This is a genomic window from Streptomyces sp. NPDC036813, from assembly GCF_055609245.1.
On sequence record NZ_JBVJPV010000003.1, the window covers coordinates 489255 to 505998 of the forward strand.

Sequence of the window (16744 nt, forward strand, 5' to 3'; positions counted from 1 at the left end):
GGAAACGCTACGTTGCGTTCATGAGTTCGGCAATGTACTCGTTGCGCGCTGATGGCATTTATGCAGGTCACATGGATCATTTCGTTGCATCGACCCTAGGGGCAACGCAACGGACCGTCAGATTCCGTTGCAATGAGATGGCCGTGAACGCTACGGTGGGGTCCTCACCGGAGCACGAAGGAGGGCGCGATGCCGGGAGGCAGACTCACCCAGCGGGAACGGCAGCAGATCGCGCTGGGACTGGCCGACGGCCTCGCCTACGCGGAGATCGCCCGCCGCCTCGGCCGTCCGACCTCGACGGTCACACGCGAGGTGATGCGCAACGGCGGGCCCACCGCCTACCGCGCCGACCTGGCCCACCGCGCCAGCGAGCAGCGCGCGCACCGGCGCAGGCAGGCGCCGCCCCGCGCGCCGCAGACGCCTCCTCAGGACCACGGTCGCGACGCCGAGGCCGTGCGCGCGTACGAGGAGATGTTCACGACCCTGCTCATGTCCCAGGGCCTGCCCCGGATGATGGCCCGGGTGCTGACCCGTCTCTACACCACCGACGCGGGCAGCCTCACGGCCTCCGAGCTCGCCCGGCACCTCCAGGTCAGTCCGGCGTCCGTGTCGAAGGCGATCGCGTTCCTCGAGAGCCAGGGCCTCGTCCGCCGCGAGCGTGAGGAAGGCCGCCGTGAGCGTTACGTCGTCGACGACGACGTCTGGTACCAGTCGATGATGGCCAGCGCCCGCGGCACCGCCCAGCTCGCCGACACCGCGCGGCAGGGCGTCGGCATCCTCGGCCAGGGCACACCGGCGGCCACGCGTCTGGAGAACATCGCCCGTTTCGTCGACTTCGTCTCCGAGGCCATCGCCCGCGCCGCGGAGCAGGCCCGCGAGGTTCTCCACACGAAACCGGAAACGGGGTGAAACATTTCCGCTCCCTGCCGCATCGATGAGGTGGAGGCACCCGCACGGCACACGCCTCGCCATGAGTGACGCCAGGACCAGGGGGAGCAGATGAGACAGGCCCGCGCTGAGGAGTACGCGGAGTTCGCGGCGGTGCGGGCCGGTCATCTGTACCGGTCGGCGTGTCTGTTCACCGCCGGGGACACGCACCTCGCGGAGGACCTGGTCCAGGAGACGCTCGGGCGGATCTACGTCCGCTGGGGACGCGTCAGTCGCGCCGACAACCCGGCCGCTTACGCCCAGACCGTGCTCACCCGGGCCTTCCTCGCCCATCAACGGCGCCGCAGCAGCGGGGAACGGGTGACCGCACTGGTGCCGGAGACGCCGTACACCGCGGGCGACACGCCGTTGCGGCTGACGCTGCTCGACGCGCTCGCCCGGCTGCCCGCCAAGGACCGGGCGGTCGTCGTCCTGCGCTACTGGGAGGACCGGTCCGTCCAGGAGACCGCCGCGGCGCTGGGCGCCAGTTCGGCGTCGGTGCGGACCCGGTGTGTGCGGGCGCTGGCCCGGCTGCGGGAGCTGCTGGGCGAGGACATCGGCGCGTACGCCCGGCCCTGAGCCCTCCCTCCGGCCCGGCCTTCGTCCCTCTACCTCCCGCCCCCCCTGCTTCCTGCCTCCCACCTCCCACCTCCTACCTCCTACCTCCTACCTCGCGGAAACGGTGGTTCTGCCATGCCCTTCGACCAGCACAGCGATCCGCACAGCGACCCCTTCGAGGACCAGCTCTCCGCCGCCCTGCACCAGGCCGGCGGCACCTTCGAGACCGACCGGACCGCCCTCACCGCGGGCGGCGCTCGGCGGGGCCGGCGGCTGCGGCTGCGGCGCCGGGCGGCCGTCGCCGGCGGTGTGGCCGGCGTGGCGCTCGCCGGGGTGGGCGGGGTGCTCCTCGTGCCGTGGGGGCAGAACTCCCCCGCGGCCCCCGAGCTGTCCGGCGTAGCGACCAGACCGCAGCCGGCCAAGACCACGACGGCCACGGGCGTCACCAAGCAGCAGATGATCCGGACCGTCGAACGGCTGCTGCCCAAGGGCGAGTTCAGCGAGGAGACGGGCCGCGGGTCCGAGGAGGGGGCCGCGGTCTTCCCCTACGCCTCGGTCGTCTACGACGACGGCAAGGGTGCCGCCGCCGTGTCCGTCAGCATCAACAAGGTGGAGCCGGGCGGGCTGGACGCGCGGCAGGCGGTCCAGTGCCCGGACAAGGTCTACATCCCCTACGACTCCTGCGTGACGAACCACCTCGCGGACGGCTCGGTGATCAGGATCTTCCAGGGGTACGAGTATCCCGACAAGCGTGTGGACACCAAGAACTGGACCGCCGACCTGGTCACGCCGACCGGGCAGCACGTCTCGGTGATGGAGTGGAACGCTCCCGCCGAGAAGGACGCGGCCGTCAGCCGGGACGAGCCCCCGCTGGACCCGGCCGCGTTGACCCGGCTCGCGTCGGCGAAGGACTGGCGGCCGCTCGTCGACGCCCTCCCGCGCGATCCCCGCCGTCCCTCCGCCGACCCCACGGATCCGGGGGCCGAGCTGCACGCCCGCGCCAAGCTGCTCGCCCTGCTGCCCAAGAAGCTGAAGGTCGTCGGCAAGAGCAGTGAGGACGGGGAATTCGCCTACGCCGTCGTCGACGACGGCAAGGGCAGGAGCCTGGTGCAGGTCAACGTGCAGCCGAACATGAACGACGTGCGCGGTGACCTCTTCGGCTCCGGGGACGAGACGCTGCCCGACGGCACCCGGGTCGCCGTGCACCAGGGGCCCGGCGAGAAGGGTGGCGAGGGCGTCGTCATGTGGACCGTCGACACCCTGCGCAAGGACGGCTTCCGGGTGGTCATCAGCGCCTTCAACTCCGGCTCCCAGCACGACGCCGCCACCCGCGCCACCCCGGCGCTGACCGTCCGGCAGCTGAGGGAGATCGCCCTCAGCCCGAGCTGGCGCGGCTAGCCCGCGACCAGGAACCGCAGCCCCGCCACGGCCGGCATCGCGTTGCTCAGCAGGCCGCTGCGCGCCGGTGGCGGGGCGTGCGGGAGGACTTCAGCCGGGCGGCCGGCGCCCGGCCGGGCTAGTCGTCGCCGTCCGCCGTCGCCCCGGCCCCGGTTACGGCTTCATCGGCTTCGGCCCCGGCTTCATCGGCTTCGGCTTCGGTGCCCTCTTCGAAGTACGCGTCGAGGACCGCGTCCAGTTCCGCCTCCCATGTCGCGAAGTCGGCGCGGGACTTGGCCTCGATCTCGATCGGGTACCAGCGGCGCTCGGGCGTGTGCACGGTGACCGTGAACCGCTTGCCGAAGCGGGCCGTCTCCGTCTCCACGGCGCCGATCTCGTCCCAGCGGAACTCGCACGCCTGGTCGTCGAGGGACAGCCGTACGCCCTGGTGGTCGGCGACGATCCGCGCGCGGCGGTCGGCCGCCTCGAAGACGGGGCCGTCAGCGGGGGGTTCGGAGCCGGGGGCCTCGGCGTCCTCCCCGGCGGTGTCCCCGGAGGGGTCCGTTGAGACGTCCCCGGGGACCTCGGCGGAAGCCTCACCGGAAGGCGTCTCCTCCTCCGGCTCGGGGGTCTCGTCCACGGCGTCCTGCGCCTTTTCGGCGTTCACGGACACCGGCGACGTGAGGCCGGGGACGAAGGCCGGGTCGAACCCGGCGCCCGTCACGGGTTCGGCCTTCAGGGCCTCGGCCTTCAGGGGCCGGCTGCTGTCACCTATGCGCTGCTCCACAGCGCAGCAGTATGGTCGACGTTCCTGTGTGGCACACAGTCAGCCCCTGCATCGTTATACGAAGACGCTCACGCCCGCGGCCACCGCGAACCCGGCCAGCGACAGCACCGATTCGAGCACCGTCCACGACTTGAGCGTGTCCCGCTCGCTGATGCCGAAGTACTTCGCGACCATCCAGAAGCCGCCGTCGTTGACGTGCGAGGCGAAGATGGACCCGGCCGAGATCGCCATGATGACGAGGGCCACGAACGCCTGGCTGTGGTGGCCGGTGGACAGCAGCGGGGCGACGATGCCCGCCGTGGTCACGATCGCGACCGTCGCCGAGCCCTGGGCGACCCGCAGCACGAGCGAGATCAGGTACGACAGGACGATCACCGGCAGGCCCACGCCGTGGAAGGTGTCCGACAACGCCTGGGCGACCCCGCTGGCCTTCAGCACGGCGCCGAAGACACCGCCGGCGCCGACGACGAGCAGGATGTTGCCGACCGGCTTCAGCGAGGCCGTCGAGACCGTCTCCAGGGACTTGGGGGACCAGCCGCGGCGGACGCCGAGCAGGTAGTACGCCAGCAGCAGGGCGATGGTGAGGGCGACGAAGGGGTGGCCGAAGAACTCGATCACCGAGCGGAGGGTGGAGGGGTCCAGGGCGATCGAGGAGAACGTGGCGGCGAGGATGAGCACCAGCGGCGTACCGATGATGCCGAGGACCGTGCCGAGCGGGACAGGCTCCTCACGCGGCTCGACGCCCTGTCCGCGCGGCTCGACGCCCTGTCCGCGCTGTACGGCGCCGTGCCCGCGCTGTTCGGCCAGGACGGCCGCCTTGCCCTCCTCGGCCGCCTCCAGCATGTCCTGCGGCACGGGGACGAAGAGGCGGTGGCCGATCCACGCGGCGTACGCCCACGCGGCGAGGACCGCCGGTATGCCGCAGACGACGCCCATGAGGATGATCCAGCCGAGGTCGACGTGCAGCAGTCCGGCCGCGGCCACCGGGCCGGGGTGCGGCGGCAGGAAGGCGTGGGTCATCGACAGGCCGGCGAGCAGCGGCAGGCAGTACAGCAGGATCGACTTGCCGGACCGTTTCGCGGCCGCGTAGACGATCGGCGCGAGGACGAAGATGCCGACGTCGAAGAAGACCGGGATGCCGAAGATCAGGCCGGTCAGGCCCATCGCGAGCGGGGCGCGGCGTTCGCCGAACAGGCCCAGCAGGCGTGAGGCGAGGACCTCCGCGCCGCCGCTGACCTCGAGGACGGCGCCCAGCATGGTGCCCAGGCCGATGATGATCGCGACATGGCCGAGGATGCCGCCCATGCCGGACTCGATGGTGGAGACGGCGTCGGAGCGCTGGACCGTGCCGAAGAGTTCGGTGACGGACAGACCGGCGAGCAGGCCGACGGCTATGGACACGGCGAGCAGGGCGACGAACGGCTGGAGTCTGACCTTGATGATCAGGAAGAGCAGCAGGGCGATGCCCACGGCGGCGACCGTGAGCAGCCCGGTGGTGCCGCCGATCAGGAGGAGGAGGCCGCCCGTGTGGGGTGGCGGCGCGGCGGGGGCGGAGGCGGCGAGGGAGAGGGACATGCGGGCTGGTCCTCTACGGGGGCGGGGGCGGGGAACGGGGTAAGTGCATGGTGCTTTCGGGCAGGGGGCATCGCGGCGCGGCGCCCGTGGGGGCGCCGTACCGTGTGCGGACGTGCGGGTGCGGGGGGAGGGGGCGTCAACGCCCCTTAGGACGACGGATCGGCCGAGGGCGGTGCCTCACCGGGGACGGTGCCGCAGCCGGGAGAGGCGGCTCAGCCGGGAACGGCGGCTCAGCCCAGGACGGCGGCTCAGCCGAGGACGGCGAGCGCGTCGATCTCGATGAGGAGCCCGGCGGGCAGGCCGACGTACACCGTGGTGCGCGCGGCGGGCGGCTGCGTGAGGCCCTGCTCCTCGAAGTAGGCGTTGTAGATCTCGTTCATCTCGGCGAAGTGGTCCACGTCGGTGAGGTAGACGCGGATCATCATCACGTCGTCCCAGCTCGCGCCGCCCTCTTCGAGGATCGCCTTGACGTTGGCGAGGGTCTGCAGGGTCTGCTCGCGCAGGGTCGGGCCGGCCGGTGTGGGGGGCTTGCCCTCCTCGGCGGGGAGGAAGCCCACCTGCCCGGCGACCTGGAGGATGTTGCCCTTCCTCACGCCGTGCGAGAACTTCGCCGGCGGGGTGGTGTGGGTCTTGGGCATGAGGGCGATCTTGTCGGTCACGTGCGGTCCTTTTCCGTCATTCGGGGTCACCTACGGGCGTTCTTCCGGAGTACTCGCCGCTGATGGCGTCGGCGGTACGGCGCACCAGCGGGAGCAGGGTGAGGAGTTCGTCGGCGGTGACGACGACGTTCGGCGCGGACACCGACATCGCGGCGACCACCCGGCCGTCGGCGCCGCGGATGGGCGCGGCGACGCAGTTGATGGACTCCTCGTGGCCACCGAGGTCGGTGGCCCAGCCCTGTTCGCGTACCTTGGCCAGCTCCTTGAGGTAGGCGTCGGCGTTCGGTGTCGAACGGGCCGTGTACAGGGGGTAGTCGAGCTTCTCCGCGACCGCGCGGCGCTCGTGCTCGGGCAGGTCGGCGAGGAGCAGTTTCGCGACGGCGGCGACGGTGATGGCGACGGGCTTGCCGATGCGCGAGTACATGCGCACCGGGTAGCGGCTGTCCACCTTGTCGATGTAGAGGACGTCTCCCTCCTCGTACACGGCGAGGTGGACGGTGTGTCCGCAGCTCTCGTTCAGGCGGGCGAGATGGGGGTGCGCGATCTCGCGGATGTCGAGGTTCTCCATCGCCTCCTGGGCGAGGGCGAAGAGGCGGGCGCCGAGCCGGTAGCGCTGGTCGGACTGGCGGTAGACCAGGCCGTGCTCGTGCAGGGTGCGCAGCAGGCGCAGGGCGGTCGACTTGTGGACGCCGAGGCGGTCGGCGACCTGTCCGAGATCGGCGGGGCCCTCGGCGAGCAGCGGGAGGATGCTCAGGGCGCGGTCGACGGTCTGGCTCATGGGGCGGGTACCTCCTCTTCGGCCTGCTCGGCTTGCGTCCAGCCGGGGCCGAGTCGAAGTGTCCCCCATGTCCCGTCGTCGACGGCGGCGAGCCGGTCGGCGTGTGCGCGGGCGGGGGGTGCGGTGAGGTCGCCGGGGGTGGTGAGGGCGGCGGCGGCCCAGAGGTGGGCGTGGCGCAGGCGGGTGGTGAGGGGCAGGTCGCGGAGGGTGGCGTGCAGGAAGCCGGCGGCGAAGGCGTCGCCGGCGCCGGTGGTCGCGATGACGTCCACGCGGAGGGCCGGGACCCAGGTGAGCGGCGCCGCTGCCGGGAAGGCCGTGGCGCCCCGCTCGCCCCGCTTCACCACCAGCGTCGCCGGCTCGGGCAGCAGCGCGCGGATCGCCTCGGGACCGCCCGTGACACCCCAGGCCGCCTCCGCCTCGTCCTCCCCCACGAACACCACGTCCGCCCTGCGGGCCAGTCCCAGCAGCACGTCAGGGCTGTCGGAGGTGCTCCACAGCCCGGGCCGGTGGTTGACGTCGAACGACACCAGGGGCCGGCCGGCGGCCGGAGCGGTCAGTTCACGCATCAGCTCCCGGCAGCCGTCCGACAGCGCCGCCGTGATCCCCGACAGGTGCAGGACCCGGCACGAGCGGGCCGCCGCCGGGTCGACCGTGGACACGGACATCGCCGATGCCGCCGACCCCGCCCGGTAGTACGCCACCTCGTGCGCGTCGGTGCCGCGCTCCCCGGCGGTGCGGAAGTACACGCCGGTGGGGCGGTCCGGGTCCCGCCGGACGGAGGTGACGTCGACACCGTAGGAGCCGATCGTCCCGACCAGGTGGTCGCCGAAGCCGTCCGCGCCCACCCGGCTGATCCACCGCACGGAGTGCCCCGCGGCGGCCAGCATGCAGGCGACGTTGGACTCCGCGCCGCCGATGGCGCGGTCGAAGGACGGGACGTCGGCGAGGCGGCCGGGCCGGGTGGGCAGGAACGTGACCATGGACTCGCCGAGCGCGGCCACGTCGACGACGTCGGTGTCGACGTCGGGGGCATGGCGGGGTGCGGTCCTGGTCACGATGGTCGTAGCTCCTCCGTCGGGGGGTTCGCCGTCGTTGACCCCGCGTTGGCCGAGATGTTAGACAGCGGTAAGCGACATACGCAATGAGCGTTGCAATAAGTGCAACGCACCTGATCAGGGAGGCTCTCATGAGCAGCGACGCTCTCGCTCGCCTGGCCGACGACCGGGTCGACCACCGCTTCAAGGGCCTCCCGCCGGACGCGGACGGCCTGACCGTGGGCGAGCTGGCCGCCCAGCGCCGCAACCTGTTCACCGGCGGTTTCGCCACACCCGTGCTCGCGCTGTCCGCCGAGCGCCTCGAGCACAACCTGAAGCTGATGGAGACGTACGCGGCCCGGCACGGTCTCGCGTTCGCGCCGCACGGCAAGACCTCCATGGCGCCGCAGCTGTTCCAGCGGCAGATCGAGCACGGCGCGTGGGGCATCACGCTCGCCGTGCCGCACCAGGTGCGGGTGGCGCGGGCCTTCGGGACCGGGCGGGTGTTCCTCGCCAACGAGCTGGTCGACCCGGCGGCCCTGCGCTGGATCGCCGCACAGCAGGACGCCGACCCGGATTTCCGGGTCGTCTGCTACGTCGACTCCGTGCGCGGCGTCGGGCTGATGGACGCGGCACTCACGGGCGCCGCCCGCCCCCTGGACGTCGTCGTGGAGCTGGCCGCCGGGGACGGTGCCCGCACCGGCGTGCGCACGGAGGCCGAGTGCGCGGCCGTCGCGGACGCGGTGGCGGCCGTACGCACGCTGCGGCTCGTCGGGGTCGCCGGGTACGAGGGCGAGGTGCCGCAGGCGAGCCATGAGCGGGTGACGGCGTGGCTGCGGCGGCTGGTGGCGCTCGCCGTCGACTTCGACAAGGCGGGGCGGTTCGCGGGACTGGACGAGATCGTGGTCAGCGCGGGCGGCAGCGCCTGGTTCGACGCGGTCGCCGAGGTGTTCGCCGAGATCCCCGGCCTGTCCGCGCCGGTGCTGAAGCTGCTGCGCTCCGGCGCGTACGTCTCGCACGACGACGGCCACTACCGCCGCCTCACCCCGTTCAACCGGGTCCCCGAGGAGGGTGCGCTGGAGCCTGCGTTCCGGCTGTGGACGCAGGTCGTCTCCCGCCCCTCGCCCGAGCAGGCCTTCGTCAACGCGGGCAAGCGGGACGCGGCGTACGACCTGGACCTGCCCGTGGCGCAGGTGGTACGCCGGAACGGTGACGAACGCCCGGCGACCGGGATCGAGGTGACGGGCCTGTCCGACCAGCACGCCTGGCTGCGTACCGCCCCCGGGGCGGAGCTGGAGGTCGGCGACTGGGTGGGCCTGGGCCTCTCGCACCCGTGCACGTCGTTCGACAAGTGGCCGCTGATCCCGGTGGCCGAGGCGGACGGCACGGTCGTCGACTACATCCGCACGTTCTTCTAGGGAGGCCGGCGTGGAAGACCTCGTCATCCGGGACGCGGACGTCGTCGACGGTTCCGGCGCCGACTCCTACCGCGCCGACGTCGTGATCGACGACGGCCGGATCGTGTCCATCGTCAAGGAGGCGGCCGCCGCCGGGTGCCAGCGTCCGCAGGCCATGCGCGAGCTGGACGCGGAGGGGCTGGTCCTGGCCCCCGGCTTCATCGACATGCACGCCCACAGCGACCTGGCGCTGCTGCGCGACCCCGACCACAGCGCGAAGGCCGCCCAGGGCGTGACGCTGGAGGTCCTCGGGCAGGACGGCCTGTCGTACGCGCCGGTCGACGACCGCACCCTCGGCGAGGTCCGCCGGGCCATCGCCGGCTGGAACGGCCCCGGCGACGACATCGACTTCGACTGGCGTTCGGTCGGCGAGTACCTGGACCGCCTCGACCGCGGCATCGCCGTCAACGCCGCCTATCTGATCCCGCAGGGAACCGTGCGGGCGCTGGTCGTCGGCTGGGAGGACCGCGAGGCGACGCCGCGGGAACTGGACCGCATGCGGCAGCTGGTCGCGGAGGGGCTGGAGCAGGGCGCGGTCGGGCTGTCGTCGGGTCTGACGTACACCCCGGGCATGTACGCCGAGGATGCCGAACTGACCGAGCTGTGCCGGGTGGTGGCCCGCTACGGCGGCTACTACTGCCCGCACCACCGTTCCTACGGCGCGGGCGCGCTCGAGGCGTACGCGGAGATGGTGGAGCTGACCCGTCAGGCGGGCTGCGCGCTGCATCTCGCGCACGCCACCATGAACTTCGGCGTGAACGAGGGGCGCGCGCCGCAGCTGCTGGCGCTGCTGGACGACGCGCTGGCCGCGGGCGCGGACATCACGCTGGACACCTACCCCTACACCCCCGGCTCGACCACGCTGGCCGCGCTGCTGCCGAGCTGGGCGAGCGAGGGCGGCCCGGAGGCGGTCCTGAAGCGGCTCGCGGACGACGACACGGCCGAGCGGATCCGCCGCCATCTGGAGGTGGAGGGCTCGGACGGCTGCCACGGGGTGCCGGTGGAGTGGGAGACGATCGAGATCTCCGGGGCGGGCGACCCGTCGCTCGCCCCGTACGTCGGCCACACGGTCCGCGCGGCGGCCGCCCGGCGCGGCGAGGAGCCGTGGACGGTGGCCCGCCGGCTGCTGACGGCCGACCGGCTCGCCACGACGATCCTGCAGCACGTCGGCCACGAGGAGAACGTGCGGGCGATCATGCGGCACCGCGTCCACACCGGCGGCTCGGACGGCATCCTCCAGGGCACCAAGCCGCATCCCCGGGCCTACGGCACCTTCCCGCACTATCTCGGCCACTACGTGCGGGAGTTGGGCGTGCTGTCACTGGAGGAGTGCGTCGCGCATCTCACGGGCCGCCCGGCGGCCCGGCTGCGTCTGCCGGACCGGGGTCTGGTCCGCGAGGGTCACCGGGCCGACCTGGTCCTCTTCGACCCGGCGACCGTGGCGGCGGGCGCGACCTACGGCGAGCCGCGCCGGCTGCCGACGGGCATCCCGTACGTGCTGGTCGACGGCCGGTTCGTGATCGAGGACGGGCGCCGTACGGACGTGCTGGCGGGGCGGGCGGTGCGCAGGACAGCCCTCTGAGCGCACCGGCCCGCCCGTGCGACTACGGCTTGGGCAGGACGCAGCCGCTGCGGCTGAGGTCGAGCTTGTTGCCGATCCCGAAGCAGGCGGGGATCTGGTAGGTCTCCTCGGCGTAGTTGATGCCCTGATGGACGGTGACGTTGCCGTTCTGGTCGACCTCGCACGGGTTGTTCTCCGTGCACCGCTCGCCGTCCTCGTTGCCGGTGTTGTTGACGGCGACGACCTTGCCGGTGGCGGTGTCGATCACGGGCGAGCCGGAGGTACCGCCGATGGTGTTGCAGGTGGAGGTGTAACGGACCGAGTCCTTCCAGGTCCAGTCGCCCTCCTTCAGCCGGTACACGAACCCGTCGATGTTGCAGGAGTACGTCCGCTTCCAGTAACCGGAGACGACCTTGATGGCGGTGCCGGCGACCGGGTGGGTGTCCTGGACGGTGAGCGCGTTGATGCCGTAGGTGCTCTTGATCTGCGCGTAGGTGCGGGTCAGCTGATAGATCGTCACGTCCGTGTCGGTCATCGTGGAGTACGCGACCTTGCTCGCGCGCAGCGTGCCGACGCCCCGGCCGGAGGAGTTCAGCAGGGTGAAGGAGCGGGACGAGGGCTGGTCGACGATGACCTCGCCGGGCGCCGGGAAGCCGGTCTCCAGGCAGTGACCGTTGCTCAGCACGAGCGCCGGGTCGGTGTCCTGGGAGGCCGGGAAGCGGATGACGGAGCCGGAGCAGTTGCTGAGCGCGACGGTACCGGCGAAGTCGACGGCCTTGAGCGTGGGCGTGGGTGCGGGGGCGCTCCGCTCGGGAGCGGCGATCGCGGGTGCCGCGCCGGCTGCGGTGACGGCCAGCGCGAACAGCGCGGCGACGAGAGGCTTCTTCATGTGGGGGTCCCCTCTTACGACGGGGGCGACCGGAGTTCTTCCGGTCGCCCACTCAATTGTCATGCGCATTGTGATCGCCGTGGTGCGGGGGGAACAAGGTGCGGGTTTGAGCCATAGGGGTTTCCCTGCGTGACCCCACCGGGGGCTGCGGGGGGGTGGCGTGGGAGCAGGGTCTGCCGTGTGCCGGGTGCCGGGGGGTGGGTGGCTGGTCGCGCAGTTCCCCGCGTCCCTGCGGGAGTTGCCGTGGGCGTCGGCGCGCAGGGCTCGGCTACCTCGGGTGTTTGGGGCCGCCGGGGCCGTGGCCGGGCTTGCCTGAGGGGGTGCCGGAAGGCGACGCCGTGGGGACCGGGGACGTCGACGTGGGGGTGGGTGTGGGCGTCGGGGACTGCGACTGCGTCGGTGAGCCGGTCCTGCCCACACCGGTCGCCGGTGTCTTCGAGGTCGGCGAGGCGGCCGTCGGGGTGCTCGTGGTGCCGGGCGCCGGAGCCTGGGGGGCCGCGTCCGTCGCCTCGGCCGACGCCGCCGGAGTGGCCTCACCGGTGCCGTCCGAGTCGTCCGAGTCGCCCGCCGCGCCCGGAGAGTCATCGGTCGCGGTCGGGGCGGGATCCTGGCGGCTCTCGGTGCCGTCGGAGGGCGAGCCGGAGAAGGAGAACGCGGCGAGCAGCGCAGCGGCGGACACGGCGGTGAGCGCGCCGACGGCTATCGCCGCCCGGCGCCGGCCGCCGCCCCGCTCGCGCTCCGCCCGCCGGGCTGCGGCACGGCTGCCCGCGCGACCGGAGGGGGTGCCGGCCTCCGGACCGTCACCGGCGTCACCGGCCCACGCGGGGTTCTGGCCCCCGTCGGCGGCACCCTCCCAGGCAGGGTTCTGGTCCCCCTCGGCGGCAGCCTCCCACCCGGCCGCCGGAGCGGCGCCGGTCGTGGTCGGCCAGCCGGCGCCGTCGTCGCCGTAGGCCCCGGCGTTCACGGCCACGCCGGTGACGCCCTGCCATCCCGGCGCGCCGCTGTCGTAGGTGCCGTAAGTGCCGCCGTCGCCATAGGCCCCGCCGGCGCCGTAGGTGCCGCTTTCGTCGTACGGCCCGCCGTCGCCGCAGGCGCCGTCGGGGCGGGATCCGGCTGTGGGGACGGGGCCCGGGACCTGCGGCAGGGGGGCCGTCGCGTCGTACTCGTTCTGCCAGCCATGGGCGATGGCCGGGTCCGCGTACTGGTCGTACGCGGGGGCGGGGGCGGCGTTCGGGTGATACACGTTCGGCGGTCCCTGCGGCGCGTCGTGCGCCCCGCTTCCGTACTGACCCTGGCTGGACATGGGCGCGAATTGTAGGGACGCAAGAGGCCTGTGGGACAGTCGGCGGCGATATCCGGTCAAACCGCCTCGTCTCACGTGGCGGAAAACACCACCCATGGCGCGTTATGCGGCCGTAAGCTCCTTGACATGCAGGTGATCCAGTCGACCAAGCTCGCCAACGTCTGTTACGAGATCCGGGGCCCGGTTCTCGAGGAGGCCATGCGGCTTGAGGCGGCGGGTCACCGCATCCTCAAGCTGAACACCGGCAACCCGGCCGCCTTCGGCTTCGAGTGCCCGCCCGAGATCCTGGAGGACATCCTCCGCAACGTCTCCACCGCGCACGGCTACGGGGACGCCAAGGGGCTGCTGGCGGCCCGCCGCGCCGTCGTCATGCACAACCAGACCCTCGGCATCGAGACCGACGTCGAGCACGTCTTCATCGGCAACGGCGTCTCCGAGCTGATCGTGATGGCGATGCAGGGACTGCTCGACGACGGCGACGAGGTGCTCGTCCCCGCGCCGGACTACCCGCTGTGGACGGCGGCCGTGTCCCTGTCCGGCGGCACCGCCGTGCACTACCGCTGCGACGAGCAGTCCGACTGGATGCCGGACCTCGCCGACGTCGAGCGCAAGGTCACCGACCGCACCAAGGCGATCGTCATCATCAACCCCAACAACCCCACGGGCGCCGTCTACGACGAGGCCGTGATCAAGGGGCTCACGGACATCGCCCGCCGGCACAACCTGCTGGTCTGCTCCGACGAGATCTACGACAAGATCCTCTACGACGGCGCCACGCACACCCCGACCGCCGCGGTCGCCCCCGACCTGCTGACCCTCACCTTCAACGGCATGTCGAAGGCGTACCGGGTGGCCGGCTACCGGGTCGGCTGGATGTCGATCTCCGGGCCGCGCGCCCACGCCGACTCCTACATCGAGGGCCTGACGATCCTCGCGAACATGCGGCTGTGCGCCAACATGCCGGGTCAGCACGGTGTGGTCGCAGCACTCAGCGGACGGCAGACGATCAACGACCTGGTGCTGCCGGGCGGCCGGCTGAAGGAGCAGGTCGACACGGCGTACGAGCTGCTGACCCGGATCCCGGGCGTGACCTGCGTACGGCCCAAGGGCGCGCTGTACCTCTTCCCGCGGCTCGACCCCAAGGTCTTCAAGATCAAGGACGACCGGCGGATGGTTCTCGACCTGCTGCGCCGCGAAAAGATCATGGTGGTGCAGGGCACCGGCTTCAACTGGCCCGAACCCGACCACTTCCGGGTGGTGACCCTGCCGTCGGTGACCGACCTGAGGGACGCGGTGGGGCGCATCGGGCGCTTCCTCGACGGATACGGCCAGCACTGACGTCACCCTGGGTGTGCACGGCGTCCGCTTTTGCGAACGACTCAACTTTAGACAATATCTAAGCTAGGATGGCTTCCTGAAGCACTTGGGAGGCCATCCATGTACGAACCGATCCGCACCACTTCCTCCAGTCGGTCCGTCCACAGCACGATGGCCGGCACGCCCTCGGACTTCCCGCACCGCTCCCGCGAGGAGGAGCTGGAGTTCCAGCTCGCGGGCCATCTCGCCGCCCTGCTCGCCGTCACGGACGAGCTGCGGGCGCTGACGCCCTCGAACGACCTGGACGCCGCCGGTGAGCGGCTCGCCGAGCAGGTGGCCCGGCTGCGGGGAAGCGGTGCGCCGGTGCGCGCCGTGCCGGATGCGGGCGCCGGTGAGGCCCGGGCCCTGCACGAGCGGGCGCACACCCTCGCCGGACGCGCTCTCGTCGTCGCCGCGTCGCGGGCCGACACGGCCGCGGCGATCCTGGCCGCCCAGCAGATGGACTTCCACGCCGCGGCGCTGGAGCCGCGCGAGCTGGCGTCCCACTGAGCCCTCCGGGGGCTCCCCCTGATCGGCCCCGGTCCGCGTGCCATTGCAGCGACGCGCGGACCGGGAGCCACTTCACTGCGTTCGCTTTCGCCGCGTGACTCGCCGCAGGGGCTTGTGATCTTTTGCGGGTGCGGGTCCGTCGTGGCTCGTCGCGCAGTTCCCCGCGCCCCCAGGCCGGCATGGCGTGCCGGTGATGACGGGTCAGCGTGTGACGTACACCGTTGCCGATGCCGTCGACGGCAGGTGGAGGGTGTCGCCGGGCCAGCTGACGGTGTAGGTGACGTTGCGGCGGGCGCGCGGCAGGTCGTCGATGGAGAAGGTGCCGTCGGCGGCGACGGTCACCGAGCTGAGGACGCCGCTGCCGAGGCGGTCCGTGCGCTCGACCTTCAGCGTCGCCCGTTCCGGCAGCGTCTTGCCCTGCGCGGTGAAGGTGCCGGTGATGTGCACCCCGCCCGCCTGGCTCGCCTCGGCGGGGGCGGTCAGCGCGATCGAGGTGGGGGCCTTGCCGACGGAGACGGTGGTGGTGAGGCCGTCGGCGGGGCGGTGCGTCAGGTCGCCGAGGAAGGACACCGTGTAGGTGGCGTCGCCGATCAGGTCGGGCTCGTCGAGGACGGTGAAGGTGCCGTCCGCCTTGACGGTGACGGTACCCAGGTCGTGGGTGCCGTTCGCGTCGGTGCGCGTCGCCGTCACCTTCAGCGGCTGACCGGGCGCGGGGCCGTCCCACTCCAGCTGTCCGCGTACGGCGAGGGGCTCGCCGGCGACCGCCTGGGCGGGGCTGTGGGTGAGGCCGCCGGTGAAGCGGACGTCGTACTGGACGGCGGGCGGCTGGATGACGTGCAGCCAGTACTGGGTCCCGGCCGCGTTGGTGGTGACCGCGAACAGCCGGGATCCGTCGGCCGACCACTGCAGGCCGCGCGGCGCGACACGGTCGCCGTCCAGGCTGCCCTCGAAGGCGAACTCCAGCGGGGCCGTGGAGTCGGCCGGGTCGGCGGGCTGCACGAGCAGGTCGGGGGTGGTACCGGTGGCGGCGGCGCCGCGCGCGATGTACTTGCCGTCCCCGCCGAAGGCCACGGCGCTGGCGGTGGCGCCGTCGGGCAGGGGCTGGTATCCGGTGCCCGCGTCGGACAGGTCGCCGGTGTTGAGCAGCCGGGTGCCGTACGCGGCGTCGGCGAGGGCGACCTTACTGCCGTCCGCGGAGAACGCCATGTCCTGCAGGTTCAGGGCGCCCTTGCCGTCGGCGTCGGCGAAGCGGCGGGCGGCGTTGCGCACCAGGGTGCCGTTGCCGGTGTCGAAGACGGTGACGAAGGGGTCGGCCGCCTTGGCGTTGAGCGGCTGGCCCATGAGCATCCGGTCGCCGGGGCCGGCCTTCAGCAGCAGTCGGCCGGAGTCGGTCCACCCGGTGCGGGTGTAGCCGTTCGCGAGGGAGTCGAGGTCGGTCTGCGCGGTGGGGCACTCGGAGGCCCACTGGGCGTACGGCGTGGTGAAGTACAACTGGCCGCCGGAGAGGGCGACGTCGCGGCCGCAGGTGTCGGTGGAGGCGACGGCGGCGGAGGTGCGCTGGTAGGTGACGGTGTCGTAGGTCTCGATGCGCTCGCGCAGGCCGACGTAGAGGGTGCTGCCGTCGTCGCTGACCGCGAGCCCGGAGACGTGGTTGCGGTCGGTGGTGATCGTGGTGAGGCGCTCACCGCCGAAGTCGTAGACGGCGATGGTGCCGGAGTTGAGGTAGTAGTCGATGTTGCGGTCGGCGACGAAGACGCGCTGGTGCACGTTGTCGACGGCCAGGGCCGAGAACGACGAGATCGGCAGCTTGGCCACGACGTCGGATGCGGCCGCGTGCGCGGCGGGCGCCACGGCGACGGTGAGGCCGGTGCCGGCGAGTACGGCGGCGAGGACCGTGGACGCGAGCCGTCCGGTCCGGTGTGCTCTGTTCAACTGTGCCCCCCACAGAGTGACTTGAGCGCCTCACCGAGCCC

Annotated in this window: 15 protein-coding genes; 7 read left to right on the forward strand and 8 right to left on the reverse strand. The window is 72.3% G+C overall.

Going from position 1 to position 16744, the window contains the following annotated elements; translation table 11 throughout:
* The first annotated feature begins 189 nt into the window (after positions 1-189).
* The 3 genes from ACZ67Q_RS09795 (at position 190) to ACZ67Q_RS09805 (ending at position 2883) form a co-directional block, all read left to right on the forward strand.
* On the forward strand, positions 190-909 hold the full coding sequence (locus ACZ67Q_RS09795; protein ID WP_471178768.1) for a GbsR/MarR family transcriptional regulator: 720 nt from the start codon (positions 190-192) through the stop codon (positions 907-909).
* Positions 910-999: 90 nt separating this feature from the next.
* Complete coding sequence (locus ACZ67Q_RS09800) at positions 1000-1506, forward strand: SigE family RNA polymerase sigma factor (protein ID WP_471178770.1); 507 nt, start codon at positions 1000-1002, stop codon at positions 1504-1506.
* Between the two features lie 114 nt (positions 1507-1620).
* Positions 1621-2883 carry a hypothetical protein gene (locus ACZ67Q_RS09805; protein ID WP_471178773.1) on the forward strand — a complete coding sequence of 421 codons (1263 nt, stop codon included), beginning with the start codon at positions 1621-1623 and terminating at the stop codon, positions 2881-2883.
* Positions 2884-3001: 118 nt separating this feature from the next.
* Here the strand turns inward: ACZ67Q_RS09805 and ACZ67Q_RS09810 are convergent, their stop codons facing one another.
* The 5 genes from ACZ67Q_RS09810 to ACZ67Q_RS09830 all read right to left on the reverse strand — a co-directional run bounded on the left by ACZ67Q_RS09810 (position 3002) and on the right by ACZ67Q_RS09830 (position 7716).
* On the reverse strand, positions 3002-3649 hold the full coding sequence (locus tag ACZ67Q_RS09810; protein ID WP_471178776.1) for a hypothetical protein: 648 nt from the start codon (positions 3647-3649) through the stop codon (positions 3002-3004).
* 54 nt (positions 3650-3703) lie between these two features.
* Positions 3704-5224 carry a GntP family permease gene (locus ACZ67Q_RS09815; protein ID WP_471178779.1) on the reverse strand — a complete coding sequence of 507 codons (1521 nt, stop codon included), beginning with the start codon at positions 5222-5224 and terminating at the stop codon, positions 3704-3706.
* Between the two features lie 248 nt (positions 5225-5472).
* A complete protein-coding gene (locus ACZ67Q_RS09820) occupies positions 5473-5883 on the reverse strand; it encodes a RidA family protein (RefSeq protein ID WP_471178782.1) in 411 nt (136 codons plus the stop codon).
* Positions 5884-5899: 16 nt separating this feature from the next.
* Positions 5900-6661 (reverse strand): IclR family transcriptional regulator, encoded by a 762-nt coding sequence (locus ACZ67Q_RS09825; protein ID WP_361634330.1) that lies wholly within the window; start codon positions 6659-6661, stop codon positions 5900-5902.
* Positions 6658-7716: a sugar kinase gene (locus ACZ67Q_RS09830; protein ID WP_471178785.1), complete on the reverse strand. Its 1059-nt coding sequence runs from the start codon at positions 7714-7716 to the stop codon at positions 6658-6660. Before ACZ67Q_RS09830 ends, ACZ67Q_RS09825 begins: the two co-directional genes overlap by 4 nt.
* A gap of 131 nt (positions 7717-7847) precedes the next feature.
* On the opposite strand from ACZ67Q_RS09830, the gene ACZ67Q_RS09835 reads away from it, so the two are divergent.
* Together ACZ67Q_RS09835 and ACZ67Q_RS09840 are read left to right on the forward strand one after the other, a co-directional pair.
* A complete protein-coding gene (locus tag ACZ67Q_RS09835; RefSeq protein ID WP_471178788.1) occupies positions 7848-9113 on the forward strand; it encodes an amino acid deaminase in 1266 nt (421 codons plus the stop codon).
* A 10-nt stretch (positions 9114-9123) separates the two neighbouring features.
* Positions 9124-10734 (forward strand): N-acyl-D-amino-acid deacylase family protein, encoded by a 1611-nt coding sequence (locus ACZ67Q_RS09840; protein WP_471178791.1) that lies wholly within the window; start codon positions 9124-9126, stop codon positions 10732-10734.
* Positions 10735-10756: 22 nt separating this feature from the next.
* Here ACZ67Q_RS09840 and ACZ67Q_RS09845 read toward each other — a convergent pair whose 3' ends face one another.
* Both ACZ67Q_RS09845 and ACZ67Q_RS09850 read right to left on the reverse strand, forming a co-directional pair.
* Positions 10757-11602 (reverse strand): S1 family peptidase, encoded by an 846-nt coding sequence (locus ACZ67Q_RS09845; RefSeq protein ID WP_471178793.1) that lies wholly within the window; start codon positions 11600-11602, stop codon positions 10757-10759.
* A 268-nt stretch (positions 11603-11870) separates the two neighbouring features.
* On the reverse strand, positions 11871-12905 hold the full coding sequence (locus ACZ67Q_RS09850; RefSeq protein ID WP_471178796.1) for a hypothetical protein: 1035 nt from the start codon (positions 12903-12905) through the stop codon (positions 11871-11873).
* A gap of 126 nt (positions 12906-13031) precedes the next feature.
* On the opposite strand from ACZ67Q_RS09850, the gene ACZ67Q_RS09855 reads away from it, so the two are divergent.
* Positions 13032-14243 (forward strand): pyridoxal phosphate-dependent aminotransferase, encoded by a 1212-nt coding sequence (locus ACZ67Q_RS09855; RefSeq protein ID WP_471178798.1) that lies wholly within the window; start codon positions 13032-13034, stop codon positions 14241-14243.
* Between the two features lie 99 nt (positions 14244-14342).
* Entirely contained in the window at positions 14343-14771 is a 429-nt protein-coding gene (locus ACZ67Q_RS09860; RefSeq protein ID WP_471178801.1) for an SCO4983 family protein, read from the forward strand.
* 201 nt (positions 14772-14972) lie between these two features.
* Here the strand turns inward: ACZ67Q_RS09860 and ACZ67Q_RS09865 are convergent, their stop codons facing one another.
* Positions 14973-16703: an Ig-like domain repeat protein gene (locus ACZ67Q_RS09865; protein ID WP_471178803.1), complete on the reverse strand. Its 1731-nt coding sequence runs from the start codon at positions 16701-16703 to the stop codon at positions 14973-14975.
* Positions 16704-16744: the final 41 nt, after the last annotated feature.

Excerpts from the sequence above, each read along its gene's own strand:
- ACZ67Q_RS09855 (WP_471178798.1), top strand. The coding sequence starts at position 13,032 with ATGCAGGTGATCCAGTCGACCAAGCTCGCCAACGTCTGTTACGAGATC.
- ACZ67Q_RS09805 (WP_471178773.1), top strand. The coding sequence starts at position 1,621 with ATGCCCTTCGACCAGCACAGCGATCCGCACAGCGACCCCTTCGAGGAC.
- ACZ67Q_RS09815 (WP_471178779.1), bottom strand. The coding sequence starts at position 5,224 with ATGTCCCTCTCCCTCGCCGCCTCCGCCCCCGCCGCGCCGCCACCCCAC.
- ACZ67Q_RS09795 (WP_471178768.1), top strand. The coding sequence starts at position 190 with ATGCCGGGAGGCAGACTCACCCAGCGGGAACGGCAGCAGATCGCGCTG.
- ACZ67Q_RS09860 (WP_471178801.1), top strand. The coding sequence starts at position 14,343 with ATGTACGAACCGATCCGCACCACTTCCTCCAGTCGGTCCGTCCACAGC.
- ACZ67Q_RS09845 (WP_471178793.1), bottom strand. The coding sequence starts at position 11,602 with ATGAAGAAGCCTCTCGTCGCCGCGCTGTTCGCGCTGGCCGTCACCGCA.
- ACZ67Q_RS09850 (WP_471178796.1), bottom strand. The coding sequence starts at position 12,905 with ATGTCCAGCCAGGGTCAGTACGGAAGCGGGGCGCACGACGCGCCGCAG.
- ACZ67Q_RS09835 (WP_471178788.1), top strand. The coding sequence starts at position 7,848 with ATGAGCAGCGACGCTCTCGCTCGCCTGGCCGACGACCGGGTCGACCAC.
- ACZ67Q_RS09800 (WP_471178770.1), top strand. The coding sequence starts at position 1,000 with ATGAGACAGGCCCGCGCTGAGGAGTACGCGGAGTTCGCGGCGGTGCGG.
- ACZ67Q_RS09825 (WP_361634330.1), bottom strand. The coding sequence starts at position 6,661 with ATGAGCCAGACCGTCGACCGCGCCCTGAGCATCCTCCCGCTGCTCGCC.